The organism is Bartonella sp. AP7XZML, assembly GCF_042195745.1.
Taxonomy (GTDB): domain Bacteria; phylum Pseudomonadota; class Alphaproteobacteria; order Rhizobiales; family Rhizobiaceae; genus Bartonella.
Genome location: NZ_JBHIOT010000082.1, coordinates 1 through 16874 on the forward strand (window position 1 = coordinate 1; position 16874 = coordinate 16874).

12 protein-coding genes, 2 tRNA genes and 5 pseudogenes are annotated in these 16874 nt (G+C 38.4%); 17 read left to right on the top strand and 2 right to left on the bottom strand.

Translation table 11 applies throughout. From position 1 onward, the window contains the following. The 8 genes and pseudogenes from ACFILT_RS06155 to ACFILT_RS06190 all read left to right on the top strand — a co-directional run. Positions 1–187, top strand: a pseudogene (locus ACFILT_RS06155) (hypothetical protein); the annotation flags it as partial. An 82-nt stretch (positions 188–269) separates the two neighbouring features. Further along, positions 270–988, top strand: a pseudogene (locus tag ACFILT_RS06160) (hypothetical protein). Between the two features lie 98 nt (positions 989–1086). Continuing rightward, positions 1087–1866 (top strand): hypothetical protein, encoded by a 780-nt coding sequence (locus ACFILT_RS06165; RefSeq protein WP_375679751.1) that lies wholly within the window; start codon positions 1087–1089, stop codon positions 1864–1866. Positions 1867–3214: 1348 nt separating this feature from the next. Further along, positions 3215–3940 (top strand): annotated as a pseudogene (locus ACFILT_RS06170) (phage portal protein); the annotation flags it as partial. A gap of 13 nt (positions 3941–3953) precedes the next feature. Continuing rightward, positions 3954–4841: a hypothetical protein gene (locus ACFILT_RS06175; protein WP_375679347.1), complete on the top strand. Its 888-nt coding sequence runs from the start codon at positions 3954–3956 to the stop codon at positions 4839–4841. Between the two features lie 91 nt (positions 4842–4932). After that, positions 4933–6060: a N4-gp56 family major capsid protein gene (locus ACFILT_RS06180; protein WP_375679752.1), complete on the top strand. Its 1128-nt coding sequence runs from the start codon at positions 4933–4935 to the stop codon at positions 6058–6060. A 22-nt stretch (positions 6061–6082) separates the two neighbouring features. Continuing rightward, positions 6083–6463, top strand: coding sequence for a hypothetical protein (locus tag ACFILT_RS06185; RefSeq protein WP_375679753.1), 381 nt, complete (start codon positions 6083–6085; stop codon positions 6461–6463). Positions 6464–6474: 11 nt separating this feature from the next. After that, positions 6475–6855, top strand: coding sequence for a hypothetical protein (locus tag ACFILT_RS06190; RefSeq protein ID WP_375675717.1), 381 nt, complete (start codon positions 6475–6477; stop codon positions 6853–6855). A gap of 1012 nt (positions 6856–7867) precedes the next feature. On the opposite strand, the gene ACFILT_RS06195 is transcribed toward ACFILT_RS06190, so the two are convergent. After that, complete coding sequence (locus ACFILT_RS06195; RefSeq protein ID WP_375679754.1) at positions 7868–8392, bottom strand: ATP-binding protein; 525 nt, start codon at positions 8390–8392, stop codon at positions 7868–7870. A 216-nt stretch (positions 8393–8608) separates the two neighbouring features. Between ACFILT_RS06195 and ACFILT_RS06200 the strand changes: the two are divergent. Beyond that, positions 8609–9011: pseudogene (locus tag ACFILT_RS06200) on the top strand (helix-turn-helix domain-containing protein). 99 nt (positions 9012–9110) lie between these two features. On the opposite strand, the gene ACFILT_RS06205 reads toward ACFILT_RS06200, so the two are convergent. Continuing rightward, positions 9111–9186, bottom strand: a tRNA-Val gene (locus tag ACFILT_RS06205). 174 nt (positions 9187–9360) lie between these two features. Between ACFILT_RS06205 and ACFILT_RS06210 the strand changes: the two genes are divergently transcribed. The 8 genes and pseudogenes from ACFILT_RS06210 (at position 9361) to nuoG (ending at position 16873) form a co-directional block, all read left to right on the top strand. Continuing rightward, positions 9361–9437 (top strand) — tRNA-Asp (locus ACFILT_RS06210). A gap of 298 nt (positions 9438–9735) precedes the next feature. Continuing rightward, the gene (locus ACFILT_RS06215) at positions 9736–10101 is read left to right on the top strand and encodes an NADH-quinone oxidoreductase subunit A (RefSeq protein ID WP_005773599.1); all 366 of its coding nucleotides are present in this window, start codon (positions 9736–9738) and stop codon (positions 10099–10101) included. Further along, on the top strand, positions 10092–10673 hold the full coding sequence (locus ACFILT_RS06220; protein ID WP_375606831.1) for a NuoB/complex I 20 kDa subunit family protein: 582 nt from the start codon (positions 10092–10094) through the stop codon (positions 10671–10673). The genes ACFILT_RS06215 and ACFILT_RS06220 overlap by 10 nt, the downstream gene beginning before the upstream one ends. Before the next feature lie 14 nt (positions 10674–10687). Beyond that, positions 10688–11299, top strand: a complete 612-nt coding sequence (locus ACFILT_RS06225; protein ID WP_375613458.1) for an NADH-quinone oxidoreductase subunit C — start codon at positions 10688–10690, stop codon at positions 11297–11299. 121 nt (positions 11300–11420) lie between these two features. Next, positions 11421–12611, top strand: coding sequence for an NADH-quinone oxidoreductase subunit D (locus tag ACFILT_RS06230; protein WP_375611877.1), 1191 nt, complete (start codon positions 11421–11423; stop codon positions 12609–12611). After that, a pseudogene (nuoE, locus tag ACFILT_RS06235) lies at positions 12611–13301 on the top strand (NADH-quinone oxidoreductase subunit NuoE). Before ACFILT_RS06230 ends, nuoE begins: the two are co-directional and overlap by 1 nt. Before the next feature lie 129 nt (positions 13302–13430). After that, positions 13431–14735 (top strand): NADH-quinone oxidoreductase subunit NuoF, encoded by a 1305-nt coding sequence (gene nuoF, locus ACFILT_RS06240; RefSeq protein WP_375613456.1) that lies wholly within the window; start codon positions 13431–13433, stop codon positions 14733–14735. A gap of 68 nt (positions 14736–14803) precedes the next feature. Further along, positions 14804–16873 carry an NADH-quinone oxidoreductase subunit NuoG gene (nuoG, locus tag ACFILT_RS06245; protein ID WP_375679110.1) on the top strand — a complete coding sequence of 690 codons (2070 nt, stop codon included), beginning with the start codon at positions 14804–14806 and terminating at the stop codon, positions 16871–16873. Position 16874: the final 1 nt, after the last annotated feature.

The window sequence follows — 16874 nt, forward strand, 5'->3', positions numbered from 1 at the left end:
GGCTCTTATCTCTGGCGATTCTTATGTTCATAGCGCCGCCTCTTTAACTGCTGATGATCATATTTGGGATGAGGCATATCCTGAATTTGGAAGTGAAGATGATTATTATCGTCATGAATATTATGCTGATTGTGAGTGGTATTATGACGATGATAATGACAGCGAATATGAAAATGACGCTGCGTAAATAACGTGCGGGCGGTGCGGGGGCGCCCCTCTTTAAACATCTCATTTTAAAATTTATCAAATATGAACTTAGGGTGTTACCTATGTCCACTATAACTGTATCTAAAAAATACGAATTAACTAATGAAAATCATACTTTTGAAGGGATTACTGTACACCGCATTCGTGCTTTAAGAGATTTTGATGATGTTAGGGCTGGTGCCTTGGGCGGTTTTATTGAAAATGAAACAACCTCTCCCATGATGGCAATTGCTGGGTCTATGATAATGCTGGTGTTTTTTGCAATGCTGTCGTTTCTGATAACGCAAAAATACGTAATGATGCCATTATTGCTAGGGGGTCTAAAGTTTATGGGAATGCCGTGGTTTGTGATAAGGCATGGGTTTTTGGTAAAGATGCTAGCATTTATGACAATGCAAAAATTAGTAACAATGCTAGGGCCTGTGGTCTAGTTTATGGCAATGCCATGGTTTGTGATAATGCTAATGTTTCTCCTAGTGCACATATCTATGATAATGCCCGTGTATATGAAAATGCTCATGTGAGTGGCTTTGTTTATGGGAATTCCCATGTTTATGGTAAATCACGCATTTATGGGGGGGCGTGTATTTATGGCAATGCGCATGTCTTTTGCAATGCATGGATTAAGAGTTATGCAAGTATTTATGATGATGCCAATGTTTCTGGCTCGGTTCGTGTGGGGTCCTTTGCAAGAATTTATGACAATGCCGTGGTTAATAGCCGTGAAAAAATTACGAATGATATCTGTGATGATAATCAGTCTAGAAAAGATACTGCGTAAATAAGACACGGGCGCGGCGGGGGCGCCTGCTTTCCAAACCAATTTTCCATTTCAAATTTTATCAACTGTTTATCACATTAGATTGTGAGGGTATCCCTATGTGTAAAAAATACGAATTAACCAGCGAAATCAAAAAAATCAAACATGCTCTTACTCGCAATATTACAAGCCTTTATCGCATTCGGGCTTTAAGAGATTTTGATGATATAAAAGCGGGTGCTTTAGGCGGTTTTATCGAAAAGGAAGTCAACCTCTCCCATGATGGCAATTGCTGGGTTTATGATGATGCTTGTGTCTATGGTCATGCCCGTGTTTATGACAATGCAAAAATACGGCATTATTCGCAAGTCTGTGGTCAAGTCTATGGGAATTGTGAAATCTATGGAAAGGCTTTTATCTCTCTATACGCAAAAATTTATGACCATGCTTGTGTCTATGGCAATGCTCATGTTTATGGCAATGTTTATGGCTATGCTCATGTGAGTGGTGCTGCCCGCGTTCTTGCTGATGCTCATATTTATGATTATGCTCATGTTTCTTATGATGCTACGGTTTTTAGTCATGCAATGGTCTATGGTCGTGCCATTGTTGCTGGCTCGGCTCGTATTCATAGCTATGCCAAGGTTTATAATTATGCCTTTATTAATGGTCGTGCAAAAATACATGGCAAGGTCTATGGCGGTGCTTTGGTGGGCGGTTGTGCTGAAATTTATGGCTCTGTTTTTGGCAATGCCAAGGTTTTATTCTATACTAAGGTCTGGGGACGTGCTTATGGCAATGCGAAATTAACCAAGAAAAGCAAAGTAAAGGAAGTTCCTATAAATTATGAGGTTTATGAAAGCGATAACCTTGTCAAGATTGTTGATGAACCAGAATAAAAATAGACATGGGGGTGCCTTCTTGATGGCTATAAACGCATCATAAAAGAGAGAATGCAAAAAAGCCGTGTCATTTAACGTGACGCGGCTTTCAAATGTCTATTCTCTAATGAAACATCTACCATAAGGCAATGAATGCATATATACAAAACGTATTATATTGCAAGCGCTCTATTCAAGATATAGAAAACTTATCAAAAGGAATGTAAATGATGCATATGATCTTTTAATCACTCATTTGAATGAGAAAGCCTATAAACGCTTTTCGTTGCTCTCAAACGTATTAATCATAACACCCTCCTTGTGAGGTAGTCATTTGAAATAAAGCACATGATTAAAATGCTTCTTTTAAAACGTTTCAATATACTAAGCTCAAAATCGAGCTGAGTGAATTCAAATAACGCATTCTATAAAATCAAAACGCTTGTTAGCTTTAACAAAACCCGTTTTTTACATTTGCAAACGTTGGCTTTTAAAACAAACTCTCATAAGACAATAAACAGCCGCTTTTATCAAACGCAAGACTTTAAAACTGATAAACATCAGTTTCAAACGTTTAAACGTATTTAGAAAAGCTTTCATAAGCGTCTTTTTATTTTGCACTCAAACATAACTTTTTTTGCAAATTAATCGCTCTATATTTGTGCTCTGTGCTTTTAAATGGTAACTTTTAAAACGTTTTTTAGTACCATATCTAAGGTAAAATAGTATTTTACTGCTGTGGTATTAGCCGCCTCCATTTTTTTGTGGGAGCGAATAGTTCCGTTTTTAAAAATTAGCCTGCAATCTATTCATTAAAAGGCTTTTGATTTCATAAGATATAAAAGACCTCTTTATCGTTTTCTAAACTTTTAGAAAGCGTTTTAAAAGCAATCTTATCCCTAATCCTTTTATGCAATCTTTAAAATGTTCGGTGTTATGATGCTGCTGTTATGACAGCTCTCTATTTTGCGCTCGCCAATTTTGGCGAACGTTAATTTGTTATTTTATGCGATTAACAATCCAATCTTTAAAACAAGAGTGATCTTTAAACGTATGCGATTTATATTATCGATAATTTCAAACGACTAAATTTTAAAACAATGCGATTTCTGCTGTGATAAAAACGTATCATAAAATTTATGAACTGTTATGAATGATATCTGCTTTTCATTTCATTTGAATGCACACATGCGTTATAATATTTACATCATGATTTGCTTTTTATGATCTATTCATACATGGCAATCTTATATAAAAAATGGTCAAATGAATCACGTATAAAAGGATGGATTCTTAAGTGGATTCATAAAAATAATTACACGCAACATATTGACTTTGTTGTATTTTTTTTGATATGATGCCGCATCATCAAGTTACGGGTTTATCGCCTGAGTTTATAGGGACGAGAGAAGTTTCACAAGCAGGGATTTTAGAAGCACAACGGCGTCAATCTAGTCTTAACCTGCTTGCTTGTCTGTTTGATGGCTTGCGTTTGTATCGCAAGCGGCAAGGTAAGATTATTTTGCATCTGATACAGAATTACTTGTCTGATGGTCGTTTGGTGCGGATATCGGGTGAGGAGAATGCGCAATATATTCCCTTAACACGTGAAGCAGTGATGAGTGTAGATTACGATATTGTGGTGGATGATGCGCCAACCAGCCCGAATGAGAAAGAGCGTACCTTTGGTATTATCACGCAATTATTACCGTTGCTTCAAAATGCCGTAACACCGGATATCATGCTTGATTTGCTTCGTTACTCACCCTTGCCTGCGTCATTACTCAATCGTGTGAGTGAGAAGATGCAACAGCAGCAAATGGCACAACAAGCCCAACAACAGCAAATGGATCCGGAACAAGAAATGAAGTTGCAAGAAAAGCAGCAGGATATTGCTGCTAAAAGCCAGATGCAACAGATGGATTTGCAACAAAAGCAGATTGAATTGTTCATGCGTCAAAAGAGAGCAGAATTGGAAGCCGAAATGATGCAACAGAGGCATGACATTGAACGTCAGAAGCTTCTCAATGAACAAGCACACAATCAGATTATGCGAGAGAGAATAGCATTGCACAGAGGCATGCATATTTGAGAGAGGTGAAAGAATGAATGCAGAAATGAACGAAGCTATGAATGAAGATTACAGGGTTGGAGCACCGGTATTTGATGATGAGAGCTCTTTTGAGAGTGATTATGAGGTCGAGACGGTTGAGAGCAATGATGCCACACCTCCGGAGCCGGTTGCAGAGCCCGTTGACAAGCCTTCAGAAATCGTTCCTATAGATCGGCAACGTGCAGAACAACAAGCTCAACAAGCCCGTGAAGCGCTTGTCAAGTTTTATGAACCTCAATCTCAATCGCCAAGTGTTGAAGGGGAAGGCGGACCTCCAGATCCTACACAAGACATCATTGGCTACATGGGTTGGATGGGAAAAAAGCTTCAAGAGCAAGATGCGTATATTCGTGCACAACAAGATGTTCAAAGGCAAGCCATTGAAACCCACGAATTTAATGGACATTTGAACCAGTTTTTAGAAAGTTCTGTTACATCAATCAAAGATAAATACAGTGATTTTGATGCGGCGGCAGATTTTCTTTATGAGACGCGTGCAAAGCAATTAAGTGCTTGGTCATCTGTTTATCCGACTTATGCGCAAAAGAGCACGATAGATGCGATTATAGGGGATGAATTGCGTACGATTGTAGCGACTTGCGCCCAAAAGGGGGTTAATCCAGCAGAAGAGCTTTATAGGATAGCGCAAAACCTTGGTTATCAGAACCAAGCAGTGCAAGCCAATAATCAAGTAGCAGCGCTTCAAAGCCGGCAGAATTCTGCGCGAACCTTAACAGCATCTGGAGGAGGGGGGAGTATTACAGGTCCTATGACCAAAGAGACACTTGCGAATATGTCAGAGAAAGAATTTAACGCGTGGATATCGAACCCGAAAAATGAAGCCCGTTTTTATGAAATAATGGGTGCAGACCCTGATTAGGCAATAAGTTTTACAACATAATCCGCCTTTGATGCGGGTTTTTCACCGGCTTTAAGCCGGTTTTTTTTTACAGCAAAGAAAGGTGAAATCAATGGCAACAACACATATAGGAACCCATGATCCGCAATCGGTGAAATTGTGGTCACAGAAATTAAGCAATGAAGTTTTGAAAGCGACAAAAATTGCCCCTCTTATTGGCAAAAGTTCGAACAGCATTATCCAGCTTTACAATGAAACCCATAAGAGTGCAGGGGATAGTGTCACATTTAGTTTGTTGGTCAATCTTTTTGGGGACGGTGTCACGCAAGGAGAAACCTTAGAGGGCAATGAAGAAGCGCTTCAATTTATGAATGATAGGTTGGTGATTAATGAGCTTTTACATGCAGCGCGTGTCGCCAATGATGATTCAATTGACCAACAAAGAATTCTCCCGAATTTACGTAAGAAAGCGAAAGAAGGTTTGGTTCGCTGGTATGCCAATCGTTTAAGCATCATGTTCTTTCTTCAGGTATGTGGTTATACAGCCCGTACGATCAGTGTTGATGGTCGAGAAGTGTATATTAAGCCGGTTCATTATGGCTTTAATGAAATCATGGCACCAAGCAGTGAACGTATTATCCGCCCCGATGGGAAAACCAAAGATGAAGATCTTAATGATAAAGCCAAACATAGTTTTAGTTTGAAGCTTATTGATGAAGCGGTTAAACAAGCCAAACTTGCCAATCCGCAAATTTCCCCCGTCCATGTTAACGGTGATAATGTTTATGTTCTCTATTTGCATCCAACACAAGTTATGCAATTGCGAACCAATACAGCAGCTGGTGAGTGGTTAGATATTCAAAAATCTGTTTATGCGACCTCTCGTGCAAAGAACCCAATCTTTGATGGTTCTCTTGGCATGTATAATGGTGTTGTTTTACGCGAAGCTATTCATGTCACCCATGGTGTTAACTCGACAAATAATACAGCGGTAAAGAGTGTACGTCGTGCGGTGTTCTTAGGAGCCCAAAGTGCGGTTATAGGTTTTGGCAAGAATCACAGTGCAACGCATTACACACTCAAAGAAGAATATTTTGATTATGAACGTGAATTTGGTGTTGCAGCTAAAACATTGATAGGAATGAAGAAGACCCGTTTCAAAATGCCAAATAGCGCACAAACAGCGCAAGATTTTGGAACGATTGTTATCCCCACCTACAGCGGTGAAGCAGCAGCGTAATCATTAAGGAGGAAAACAAGACATGGCAGATCATTTACCACCTCCTTTGCAAGGGAGAAATCTTCACACCCAACAGGTGAGTTTCTTACGTTTGAATATCTCGCATAAAGATAAGCATCTCACAACGAAAATAGGGATATTACCCCGTGGCGCTTTGATCACTTCGATGAAGGCTTTTGTCAAGACCGCGTTTTCAGAAGCGAAGTTGAAGATAGGCAGCACCTATGGCGGTAATGAGTTTGGAGAAAAAGACATCAAAGCCCAAGGCACACAAGATTTTACGCCAACAGATCAAAAGTCTTTTGTAGCAGATGATAAGGAGATGACCCTTTATGCAACACGAGACAAAACAACTGCGGCTGGTGAGTGTGTTGTGGTTGTGCAATTTGTGACAAATCATTGAGGGGATAAAACATGGCAGATTATTTACCACAGCCCTTGCAAGGGAGAAATCTTCATACCCAGCAGGTAAGTTTTTTGCGGCTTAATTTTAGCTATGAAGATAAAGAAAACGCTATGAGAATAGGTACGCTACCTCGTGGTGCTTTGATTACTTCGATTAAAGTGTTTGTTAAGACAGCATTTTCGGACACAAAGGTCAAAATAGGGTGCACTGCTGGAGGGACTGAGTTTGGTGAAGCAGAAATCAAACAACAGGCAGTAAAAGAGGTTAAGCCTACCAATCAGAAGGAGTTTATCCCTTATGATGAAGAACTTACTCTCTATGCTAAAGCTGATAAGACAGTACAAGCTGGTCAAGCAAGTATAGTCGTTGAATTCGTAACCAATTGTTAAGAGAAGTCTGATGACACGTCATTATATTCGGGTTAAGACCGGAGGACCGATACCTGTAAAGCGAGATGTTTATCGTCATAAGAGAACACTTTCGCACTTAGTGTCGGTCATATAAGATATAATACTAAAAAATGAAATAAAGTCAATAGGTTGTGTGAAATTATTTTATATGAATCCACTTAAGAATCCACACTTTTATGCATGATTCATTTGATCATTTTTTATATAAGATTGCCATGTATGAATAGACCATAAAAAGCAAATCATGATGTAAATGTTATAACGCATGTGTGCATTCAAATGAAATGAAAAGCAGATATCATTTATAACAGTTTATAAATTTTATGACACGTTTTTATCACAGCACAAATCACATTGTTTAAAAATTTAGTCGTTTGGAATTATCGATTATACGTTTAAAGAATGGTATGAGTTTTGCTCTTTTTTGAGCGAAACCTTAAAAAGGAATAATCGTTTGAAGCAATCATAAGCTTATAGGTTTAATTTATAAAGATTGCATAAAAGGATTAAGGATAAGATCGCTTTTAAAACGCTTAATAAAAGTTAAAAAAACGATAAAGAGGTATTTTATATCTTATGAAATGAAAAGCCTTTTAATGAATAGATTGCAGACTAGTTTTTAAGAACGGAATTATTCGCTTCCACAAAAAAATGGAGGCGGCTAATACCACAGCAGTAAAATACTATTTTACCTTAGATATGGTACTAAAAAACGTTTTAAAAGTTACCATTTAAAAACACAGAGCACAAATATAGAGCGATTAATTTACAAAAAAGTTATGTTTAAAAGAAACTTATGAAAGCCTTTCTAAATACTGTTTAAACGTTTGAAACAGATGTTTATAACAGTTTCTAAAGCCTTGCGTATTGATTGTTCTTTTCTCTAAGCTTTCTACATCTTCTAAATTTTTTACATCCCTTAAGTTATTTACATCTTCTAAATTTTCTACATTATGTACATAAAAGTTAATTTGGATATTTTCATCTTTCTTTAAAAAAGTAAAGGAAGAAGATGATAGTAAATTTCATTATGAACTAGGTTTATATCCAACACATTTTGTTTATAAGGCCCTTCAAAAGATAAATGTGTATTCCACCATTTATCTTTTTCGCCATTTTCTTTTTTAAAAGAATCTTGTGTAAACTGTGGAGTGAAATTCAGTGAAATTTGAGCATGATGTTCATCTTTGCTAAAACTAATGATTTTAACTTCTTCGAATATTTTCAAGTAAGTAATACGTCCAACCCCTTTACATCCTTCTTGAATTTTATAATCACTTTTATAAGTAGAGAAAGATTTGATATTCTCTTTTGTAAATCCATCTCCATTATCAAAAACACTTATAGAAAAAATTGGTTGATTCTCCCACAAATCTGCATTGCCATAAAGTTGGAATAAAATATCAATTTTTGTTGCATGAGCTTGTATAGAGTTAACGATAGATTCCTTAAGAACTGTAACGATATTCGTTTCTGAAGAAAAATCGCGGATTATAGCATTAAGATTGACAAGCATAAGTACACCAATATATTTTATTTATATATCTCGTTGTAATATTTAAATTTTATAATGATATTAAACACACTATTCCTGATGAAAAGTTAATAATTTCTCACCATAAGAGATATTGTATATGCTTGATAACGGTTTTTGTATAGAGGTATTGGACAAGATCTCCACACACTAAAAATAAAGACTAACCAAAATTTGAAAAACTTTATTAGAATCAGAATAAAATACTTATTCTTTCTAAAGGATTTTTCAAATGTTACCCCCTTTGGTAAAACTTTACGCAAACTTCGTATTGTTCGCTCAGAACGCCTCTATAGATATGGCTAAGAAATTAGACATATCTGTATCATTTTTATCTTCTGTAGAAATTGGCAAAAAATCTGTTCCTGTAGGACTGGAGGAAAAGATAATTGAACTCTATGATTTAGATCAAGAGAAGGCTTTACTCTTAAGAAAAGAAGCTTATGTTTGACGCAAAAGTTTTACAATCAAGACTTCTGATCCGTTGAGGCATGAAGCTGTTGGTGAGTTTGTTAGAAATTTAGAGAATTTTTCACAACAAAACTTAGCAGAATTAAAAGACGTTCTTGAGAAAGTTTGCAAAAAAAGAGGCGTCCTATAGAGATAGGTTGAAAAACCCTATTCCCTTAACTTTATTAAGGCACCCCTCGCAGTAAAAAAGATATGAATTCCAAAAACTTAATAGGAATATAAAGCTATATGGTGGGCGATGAGAGACTCGAACTCCCGACATCCTCGGTGTAAACGAGGCGCTCTACCAGCTGAGCTAATCGCCCAATGCAATGATCAGCAATTGAATGGAGACTATTTAAGGAAGAATTTTTCTAAACGCAAGAATAAAGATGGGATTTGATAATTTTTTTTAAAAATGCATAATCCTTCTTGACATGAACGCATGAACCCCTTACACGACCGCTTGTACCAAATTAAATTGGTTCGAAAAAAAATGCGCGGGTGTAGCTCAGTTGGTTAGAGTGCTGGCCTGTCACGCCGGAGGTCGCGGGTTCGAGCCCCGTCACTCGCGCCATTTCGTGATTCCTTATGAAATTTCCTTTTTAAAATATCCATATGCTATGAGTAATGTGGTGGAGTGTTTGATTGGGGAATAAATATGTTTTTTCTTTCTTTTTATATGGTTTATAAGAATAGGGCTTGCGTCTTTCTTTGCTCTGCGTTACCTATGCCGATAAGAAAAGTATCGCTCTGTATGCCTTTGAAGCAGTATGAGTAGAGTTAATAGAGCGATTGTTAAATTTGTCTGTTTGGTCTCGCAATATTGAAACATTGTGTTAAACTCAGGCATTTCGTTACGATGGAAGAGGGTTATGGCTTATTTATTGAGCTCTTATTTGCCAGTCTTGATTTTCATTATTGTGTCAGCGGTTATTGCTGGAGTTTTGTTGATTACACCTTACATTGTAGCATATCGTTCCCCCGATCCTGAAAAATTATCGGCTTATGAATGTGGGTTTAATTCATTTAGTGATGCACGCATGAAGTTTGATATTCGTTTCTATTTGGTATCAATTTTATTTATTATTTTTGATCTTGAAGTTGCATTTCTTTTTCCTTGGGCTGTTTCATTCGAATCAATAGGTATGTTTGGCTTTTGGTCGATGATTGTGTTTTTAGCGATTTTGACTATTGGATTTATATATGAATGGAAAAAAGGAGCCCTTGAATGGAATTAAGATCTAATAATTCAACGATTGAGGCTCCAAAACCAAAAGGAATCATTGATCCCAATACTGGTGGGCTGATAGGATCTGATGATAAGTTTTTTCGTGATATCAATGCTGAATTATCAGATAAGGGTTTTTTAGTTACCTCGGCAGATGCTTTGATTACTTGGGCACGTACCGGTTCTTTAATGTGGATGAGTTTTGGTTTGGCTTGTTGTGCTATCGAAATGATGCAATGCTCAATGCCTCATTATGATAATGAGCGTTTTGGATATGCACCACGAGCTTCACCCCGCCAGTCAGATGTGATGGTGGTGGCAGGTACTCTGACAAATAAGATGGCTCCTGCTTTAAGAAAAGTGTACGATCAGATGCCAGAGCCACGTTATGTGATTTCTATGGGATCATGTGCAAACGGTGGGGGATATTATCATTATTCCTATTCAGTAGTGCGGGGATGTGATCGTATCGTGCCTGTCGATATATATGTCCCAGGGTGTCCACCTACAGCAGAGGCATTATTATACGGCATATTGTTGCTACAGAAAAAAATCCGTCGTACCGGATCCATAGAGCGATAGAGAGTTTTCTTGTCATGGTGGATGAAACATTGGTTGAGCTTGCTGCTTATTTGGAAAACAAATTAAAAAATAAGCTTGAAGAGACTGTTCTTGCTTTTGGTGAATTGACCATTGTGGCACGTCTTGATGCAATTATCGATGTCTTAATGTTTGTTCGTGATGATTCTCGCTGTCAATTTATTAATCTTACAGACATTAGTGGTGTGGATTATCCTTCTCGCGATAAGCGCTTTGATGTTTCTTACCAATTGTTATCTCCTCGTGAGAATTTACGCTTACGTGTAAAAGTTCGTACAGATGAAAATACTCCTGTTGCTTCAGCTTGTACGGTTTATCCTGGCGCAGAGTGGTATGAACGTGAAACGTATGATATGTATGGGATTTTATTTTCAGGACATCCGGATTTGAGACGGATTTTAACAGATTATGGGTTTGAAGGATATCCTTTACGCAAAGACTTTCCTGTGACAGGATTTGTTGAATGCCGTTATGATAATGAAGCAAAGAGGGTGATTTATGAGCCTGTTGTTTTGCGCCAAGAGATGCGTAATTTTGATTTTCTTTCTCCTTGGGAAGGAGGACAGTATACTTTGCCATGTGATGGGAAAGCAGATGAAAAAAAATAATATTGGTTTTGATAAGGCATTATATTAGGGTACTGTATTTCTTAAATAATTAAATATTTTTTAGCGTGATAGATTTTTTTGATATTTGATATGAAGTTTTTTAAAAAGCAAGGGGTTGATTGTGGCTGAGGTCAATGTTCGAAACTTTAATATCAATTTTGGTCCGCAGCATCCTGCCGCGCATGGGGTTTTGCGCATGGTTCTGGAGCTGGATGGTGAAGTTGTTGAGCGTGTAGATCCACATATTGGGTTGTTGCATCGCGGTACTGAAAAATTAATGGAAACAAAGACTTATCTCCAAGCTGGTCCTTATCTAGATCGTTTGGATTATGTTGCTCCTATGAATCAGGAACATGCTTTTGTTCTTGCTATTGAAAAGTTATTAGATATAAAAGTTCCTAAAAGAGGGCAATTAATACGTGTTTTGTTTTCTGAAATTGGGCGTATTCTTAATCATTTGCTTAATGTAACGACACAGGCAATGGATGTTGGTGCTTTAACACCACCGCTTTGGGGATTTGAGCAACGTGAAAGATTGATGATTTTTTATGAGCGTGCCTGTGGTGCTCGTCTTCATGCAAATTATTTTCGTCCTGGTGGCGTGCATCAAGATTTACCAGAATCTTTAGTTGAGGATATTGGTGATTTTATTGATCCATTTCTTATTTCTCTCGGAAAACTTGATGCGCTTGTGACCCCAAATCGGATTTTTAAGCAGCGTAATGTGGATATTGGCGTTGTAAGTATTGATGAAGCTTGGGCACGCGGTTTTTCTGGGGTTATGATTCGTGGAGCTGGTGTTCCATGGGATTTGCGTAAAAGTCAGCCTTATGAATGTTACGATGAAATGGAATTCGATATTCCTATAGGTAAAAATAGCGATTGTTATGATCGCTATCTTATTCGTATGGAAGAAATGCGTCAATCAGCGAAAATTATGCGCCAATGTGTGGAGCGTTTACTGAGTACTGAAAAAAATGGACCAGTTTCGAGCTTGGATCGCAAAATTGTACCACCGACGCGGAGTGAAATGAAAAGCTCGATGGAAGCACTGATTCATCACTTTAAACTCTATACGGAAGGTTTTCATACACCTCCTGGAGAAGTATATGTTGCTGTGGAAGCTCCGAAGGGTGAGTTTGGTGTTTATCTTGTTTCTGATGGAACCAATAAGCCTTATCGTGTCAAGTTGCGTGCTCCTGGGTTTGCTCATCTCCAAGCTATGGATTTTTTAACCAGAGGTCATATGTTAGCAGATGCTACAGCTATTTTGGGTTCGATTGATATTGTTTTTGGGGAGGTTGATCGCTAATGTCCGTACGCCGTCTTGCAGATGATGTTTATCAGCCCGCTGAGTTTTCTTTTACAAAAGAAAATCAGATATGGGTAAAAAATACCATAAAAAAATATCCTGCAGGGCGTGAGCAGTCTGCTGTAATTCCATTATTAATGCGTGCTCAAGAGCAAGATGGTTGGGTGACACGTGCAGCGATTGAGCATATTGCTCAGATTCTTTCCATGGCTTATATCCGTGTCTTAGAAGTTGCTACTTTTTATACTCAGTTTCAGCTTAAGCCTGTTGGAACAAAAGCGCATATTCAAGTTTGTGGTACAACGCCTTGTATGTTACGTGGTTCTGACGAATTGATTAAAGTTTGTCAGAAAAAAATTCATCATGAACCTTTTGCAACCAATCAGAATGGAACCTTATCATGGGAAGAGGTAGAGTGTCTTGGTGCTTGTGTGAATGCTCCGATGGTTATGATTTTTAAAGATACTTATGAAGATCTTACAGCTGAACGCCTTGAAGAAATTATTGATGCATTTGCAGCAGGTAAGGGTTCTGAGATAGCGGTTGGTCCGCAAAATAGTCGTAAATCGTCGGAACCGATTAGTGGTTTAACTTCTCTTATTGATGATGAGAAAGAAAAAAAGATCTCTCAAGTCTTTACCAAAAAAGGATAAGGAAAGAATGGGGAACATAATTAAGTATTTTTCTTGAGAAAATATTTTATTATTCTACCCATGATGGCAACATTTAACGAAAAGTAAGAAATCTTGAAAAGATATTTAAAAATTGCATTTGAGGAAAAGCGGAAAATGCTATGGGTAATAGAAAAAAAGGTGGGGTATGCTAGCTGATAAAGATCGTATCTTCACCAATATTTATGGTTTAAAAGACAAATCATTAAAGGCTGCGATGTTGCGTGGGCATTGGAATGGTCTGAAAGAAATGATTGACAAAGGTCGTGATTGGATCATTGATGAAGTGAAGGCATCGGGTTTACGCGGTCGTGGTGGTGCTGGTTTTCCTACTGGAATGAAGTGGTCCTTTATGCCAAAGCAGAATGATGGACGTCCTCATTATTTGGTTGTCAATGCCGATGAATCTGAACCTGGAACTTGTAAAGACCGTGATATTTTACGTCATGACCCCCACACTTTGATTGAAGGATGTGCAATCGCTACTTTTGCTATGGGAGCCAATGTTGCTTTTATTTATATTCGTGGTGAATATATTCGTGAACGTGAAGCGCTTCAAGCTGCCGTTGATGAATGCTATGATGCGGGTTTACTTGGCAAAAAAACGAAATATGGGCATGCTTGTGATATTGTTATTCATCATGGAGCGGGTGCTTATATTTGTGGTGAAGAAACAGCTCTTCTTGAAAGTCTTGAGGGAAAAAAGGGACAACCTCGGCTTAAACCACCATTTCCTGCCAATATGGGGATTTATGGCTGTCCAACAACAGTAAATAATGTAGAGTCTATTGCCGTTGTTCCAACGATTTTGCGGCGGGGTGCTTCGTGGTTTTCATCAATCGGACGAGCAAATAATGTTGGAACGAAATTATTTATGGTTTCAGGGCATGTTAATGCACCTTGTACATTTGAAGACGCTCTTGGTGTTTCATTCCGTGAATTAATTGAAAAACATACGGGTGGTGTTCGTGGTGGATGGAATAATCTTTTAGCAGTTATTCCAGGGGGGGCTTCTTGTCCAGTCGTTCGTGGTGAGGATATGATCGATGCGATCATGGATTTTGATGGGATGCGAGATGTCGGGTCTTCTTTTGGCACAGGGGGAATGATTGTTATGGATAAATCAACCGATATTATCAAGGCAATTTGGCGTATAGCTGCTTTTTTCAAGCACGAGAGTTGTGGTCAGTGTACACCGTGTCGTGAGGGGACGGGATGGATGATGCGTCTTTTAGGGCGTATGGTTGAGGGAAGAGCGCAAAAACGCGAGATTGATCTTTTGTTTGAAGTGTCTAAACAGGTTGAAGGACACACTATTTGTGCGCTTGGTGATGCTGCCGCATGGCCTGTACAGGGGTTGATACGTAATTTTCGTCCAGAAATCGAGCGTAGAATTGATGAATACACGCGAAATGTAGTCCAAAGCAAAAATATTGCTTTAGAAGCGGTTTAATAAAGGATTTTGTTCTAAGAGCGACCGAATGCAAATTTTAAGTGGGTTATCCGCAGGTTGGATGGGTGATGATAAATATTAAAGTTGATGGCAAAGAGATTGAAGTTCCTGATTACTACACGTTGCTTCAGGCTGCTGAGGCGGCTGGGGCAGAAATTCCACGTTTTTGTTTTCATGAATCTTTGTCAATTGCTGGAAATTGTCGTATGTGTTTAGTTGAGGTTAAGGGTGGTCCACCAAAACCTCAGGCTTCTTGTGCTATGGGGGTTCGTGATTTACGATTAGGGCCTAACGGTGAGGCACCTGAGATTTTTACCAATACACCGATGGTAAAAAAAGCACGTGAAGGTGTTATGGAATTTCTTCTCATTAATCATCCTTTGGATTGTCCAGTGTGTGATCAAGGGGGAGAGTGTGATCTTCAAGATCAAGCAATGCTTTATGGACGAGATTGTTCTCGTTATACAGAAAATAAACGTGCTGTAGAAGATAAATATATTGGACCTCTTGTCAAAACTGTTATGACACGGTGTATTCATTGTACACGGTGTGTTCGTTTTACAACGGAAGTTGCAGGTATTTCTGAGCTTGGTTTGATCGGTCGTGGTGAAGATGCTGAAATTACGACGTATCTTGAAAAAGCTATGACATCTGAATTACAGGGAAATGTTATTGATCTTTGTCCAGTGGGAGCTCTAACTTCAAAACCTTATGCGTTTCATGCCCGTCCGTGGGAATTGGTAAAAACGGAATCGATTGATGTGATGGATGCGCTTGGTAGTGCTATCCGTATTGATAGCCGCGGCCGTGAAGTTATGCGGATTATGCCGCGTACGAATGAAGATGTAAATGAGGAATGGATCTCTGATAAAACGCGTTTTATTTGGGATGGATTACGGACTCAGCGGCTTGATAAGCCATATGTACGCAAAGATGGAAAGCTTCAACCTGTCAGTTGGACAGAAGCTTTTGCAAAAATTAAAATGGTAATCTCTAAAATTTTTCCAGAAAAAATTGGAGCCATTGCGGGGGATCTTGCTTCTGTTGAAGAAATGTATGCCCTTAAAGCATTATTGAGTTCTTTGGGCTCAACGCTTTTTGATTGTCGTCAAAGAGGGGGGGCTTTATCGCCAGAGTTTGGGCGCTCGAGTTATATTTTTAATCCTACAATTGTAGGTATTGAACAGGCTGATGCACTGCTTATTGTGGGATCTAATCCACGTCATGAAGCAGCTGTTTTAAATGCGCGTATTTTAAAGCGCCAACGGATGGGCAATTTTCCTATTGCATTAATTGGAGAGAAAGTCGATTTACGTTATCCTTATTCTTACCTTGGATCTGGGAGTGATACATTAACGACACTTATTCGTGGAGAGGATGTTTTTTTTAATGTCTTAAAAGAAGCAAAGAGGCCCCTTATTCTTATCGGAGAGGGAGCGGTTTCAGGAAATGAAGGTTTATCTGTTTTAAAAAGTCTTGCTAAATTAGCTGATAGTATTGGTGCTCTTAGTGAGACATGGAATGGGTTTGGGGTTCTTCATAATGCAGCATCGATTGTTGGAGGGTTGGACATAGGCTTTACTTCTAAGCTTGGGGTTGCAAATATACTTAAAACCTGTGAAGTTCTGTTTTTGCTTGGTGCTGATGAAGTAGAATTAGCCAATACAAAAGCTTTTACAGTTTATATTGGGAGCCATGGTGATAATGGTGCACATGCTGCTGACGTTATTTTGCCTGCATCTGCTTACACTGAAAAATCAGGGCTTTATGTGAATACAGAAGGACGTGTTCAAATGACAAATCGGGCTGGTTTTGCTCCAGGTGAAGCAAAAGAAGATTGGGCTATTTTGCGTGCTTTATCGGATATTTTAGGACAAAAGCTTCCTTTTGATTCTCTTTCTCAATTAAGGCAATGCTTGTTTAATGATTATCCACACCTTTGTGCTGTTGATGATATAGTGCCTTCTGATATAAGTGGTCTTAAGTCGCTTGGTTCAAAAATGGTTTCTCTCGAGAGTCAAGCATTTACTTCTATGGTTAAAGATTTTTATTTAACAAATCCGATAGCACGTGCTTCTGCTGTTATGGCTGAATGTTCATCTCTTGCAAAAAACCGTGCTACACAAACAGTAAAGTAAG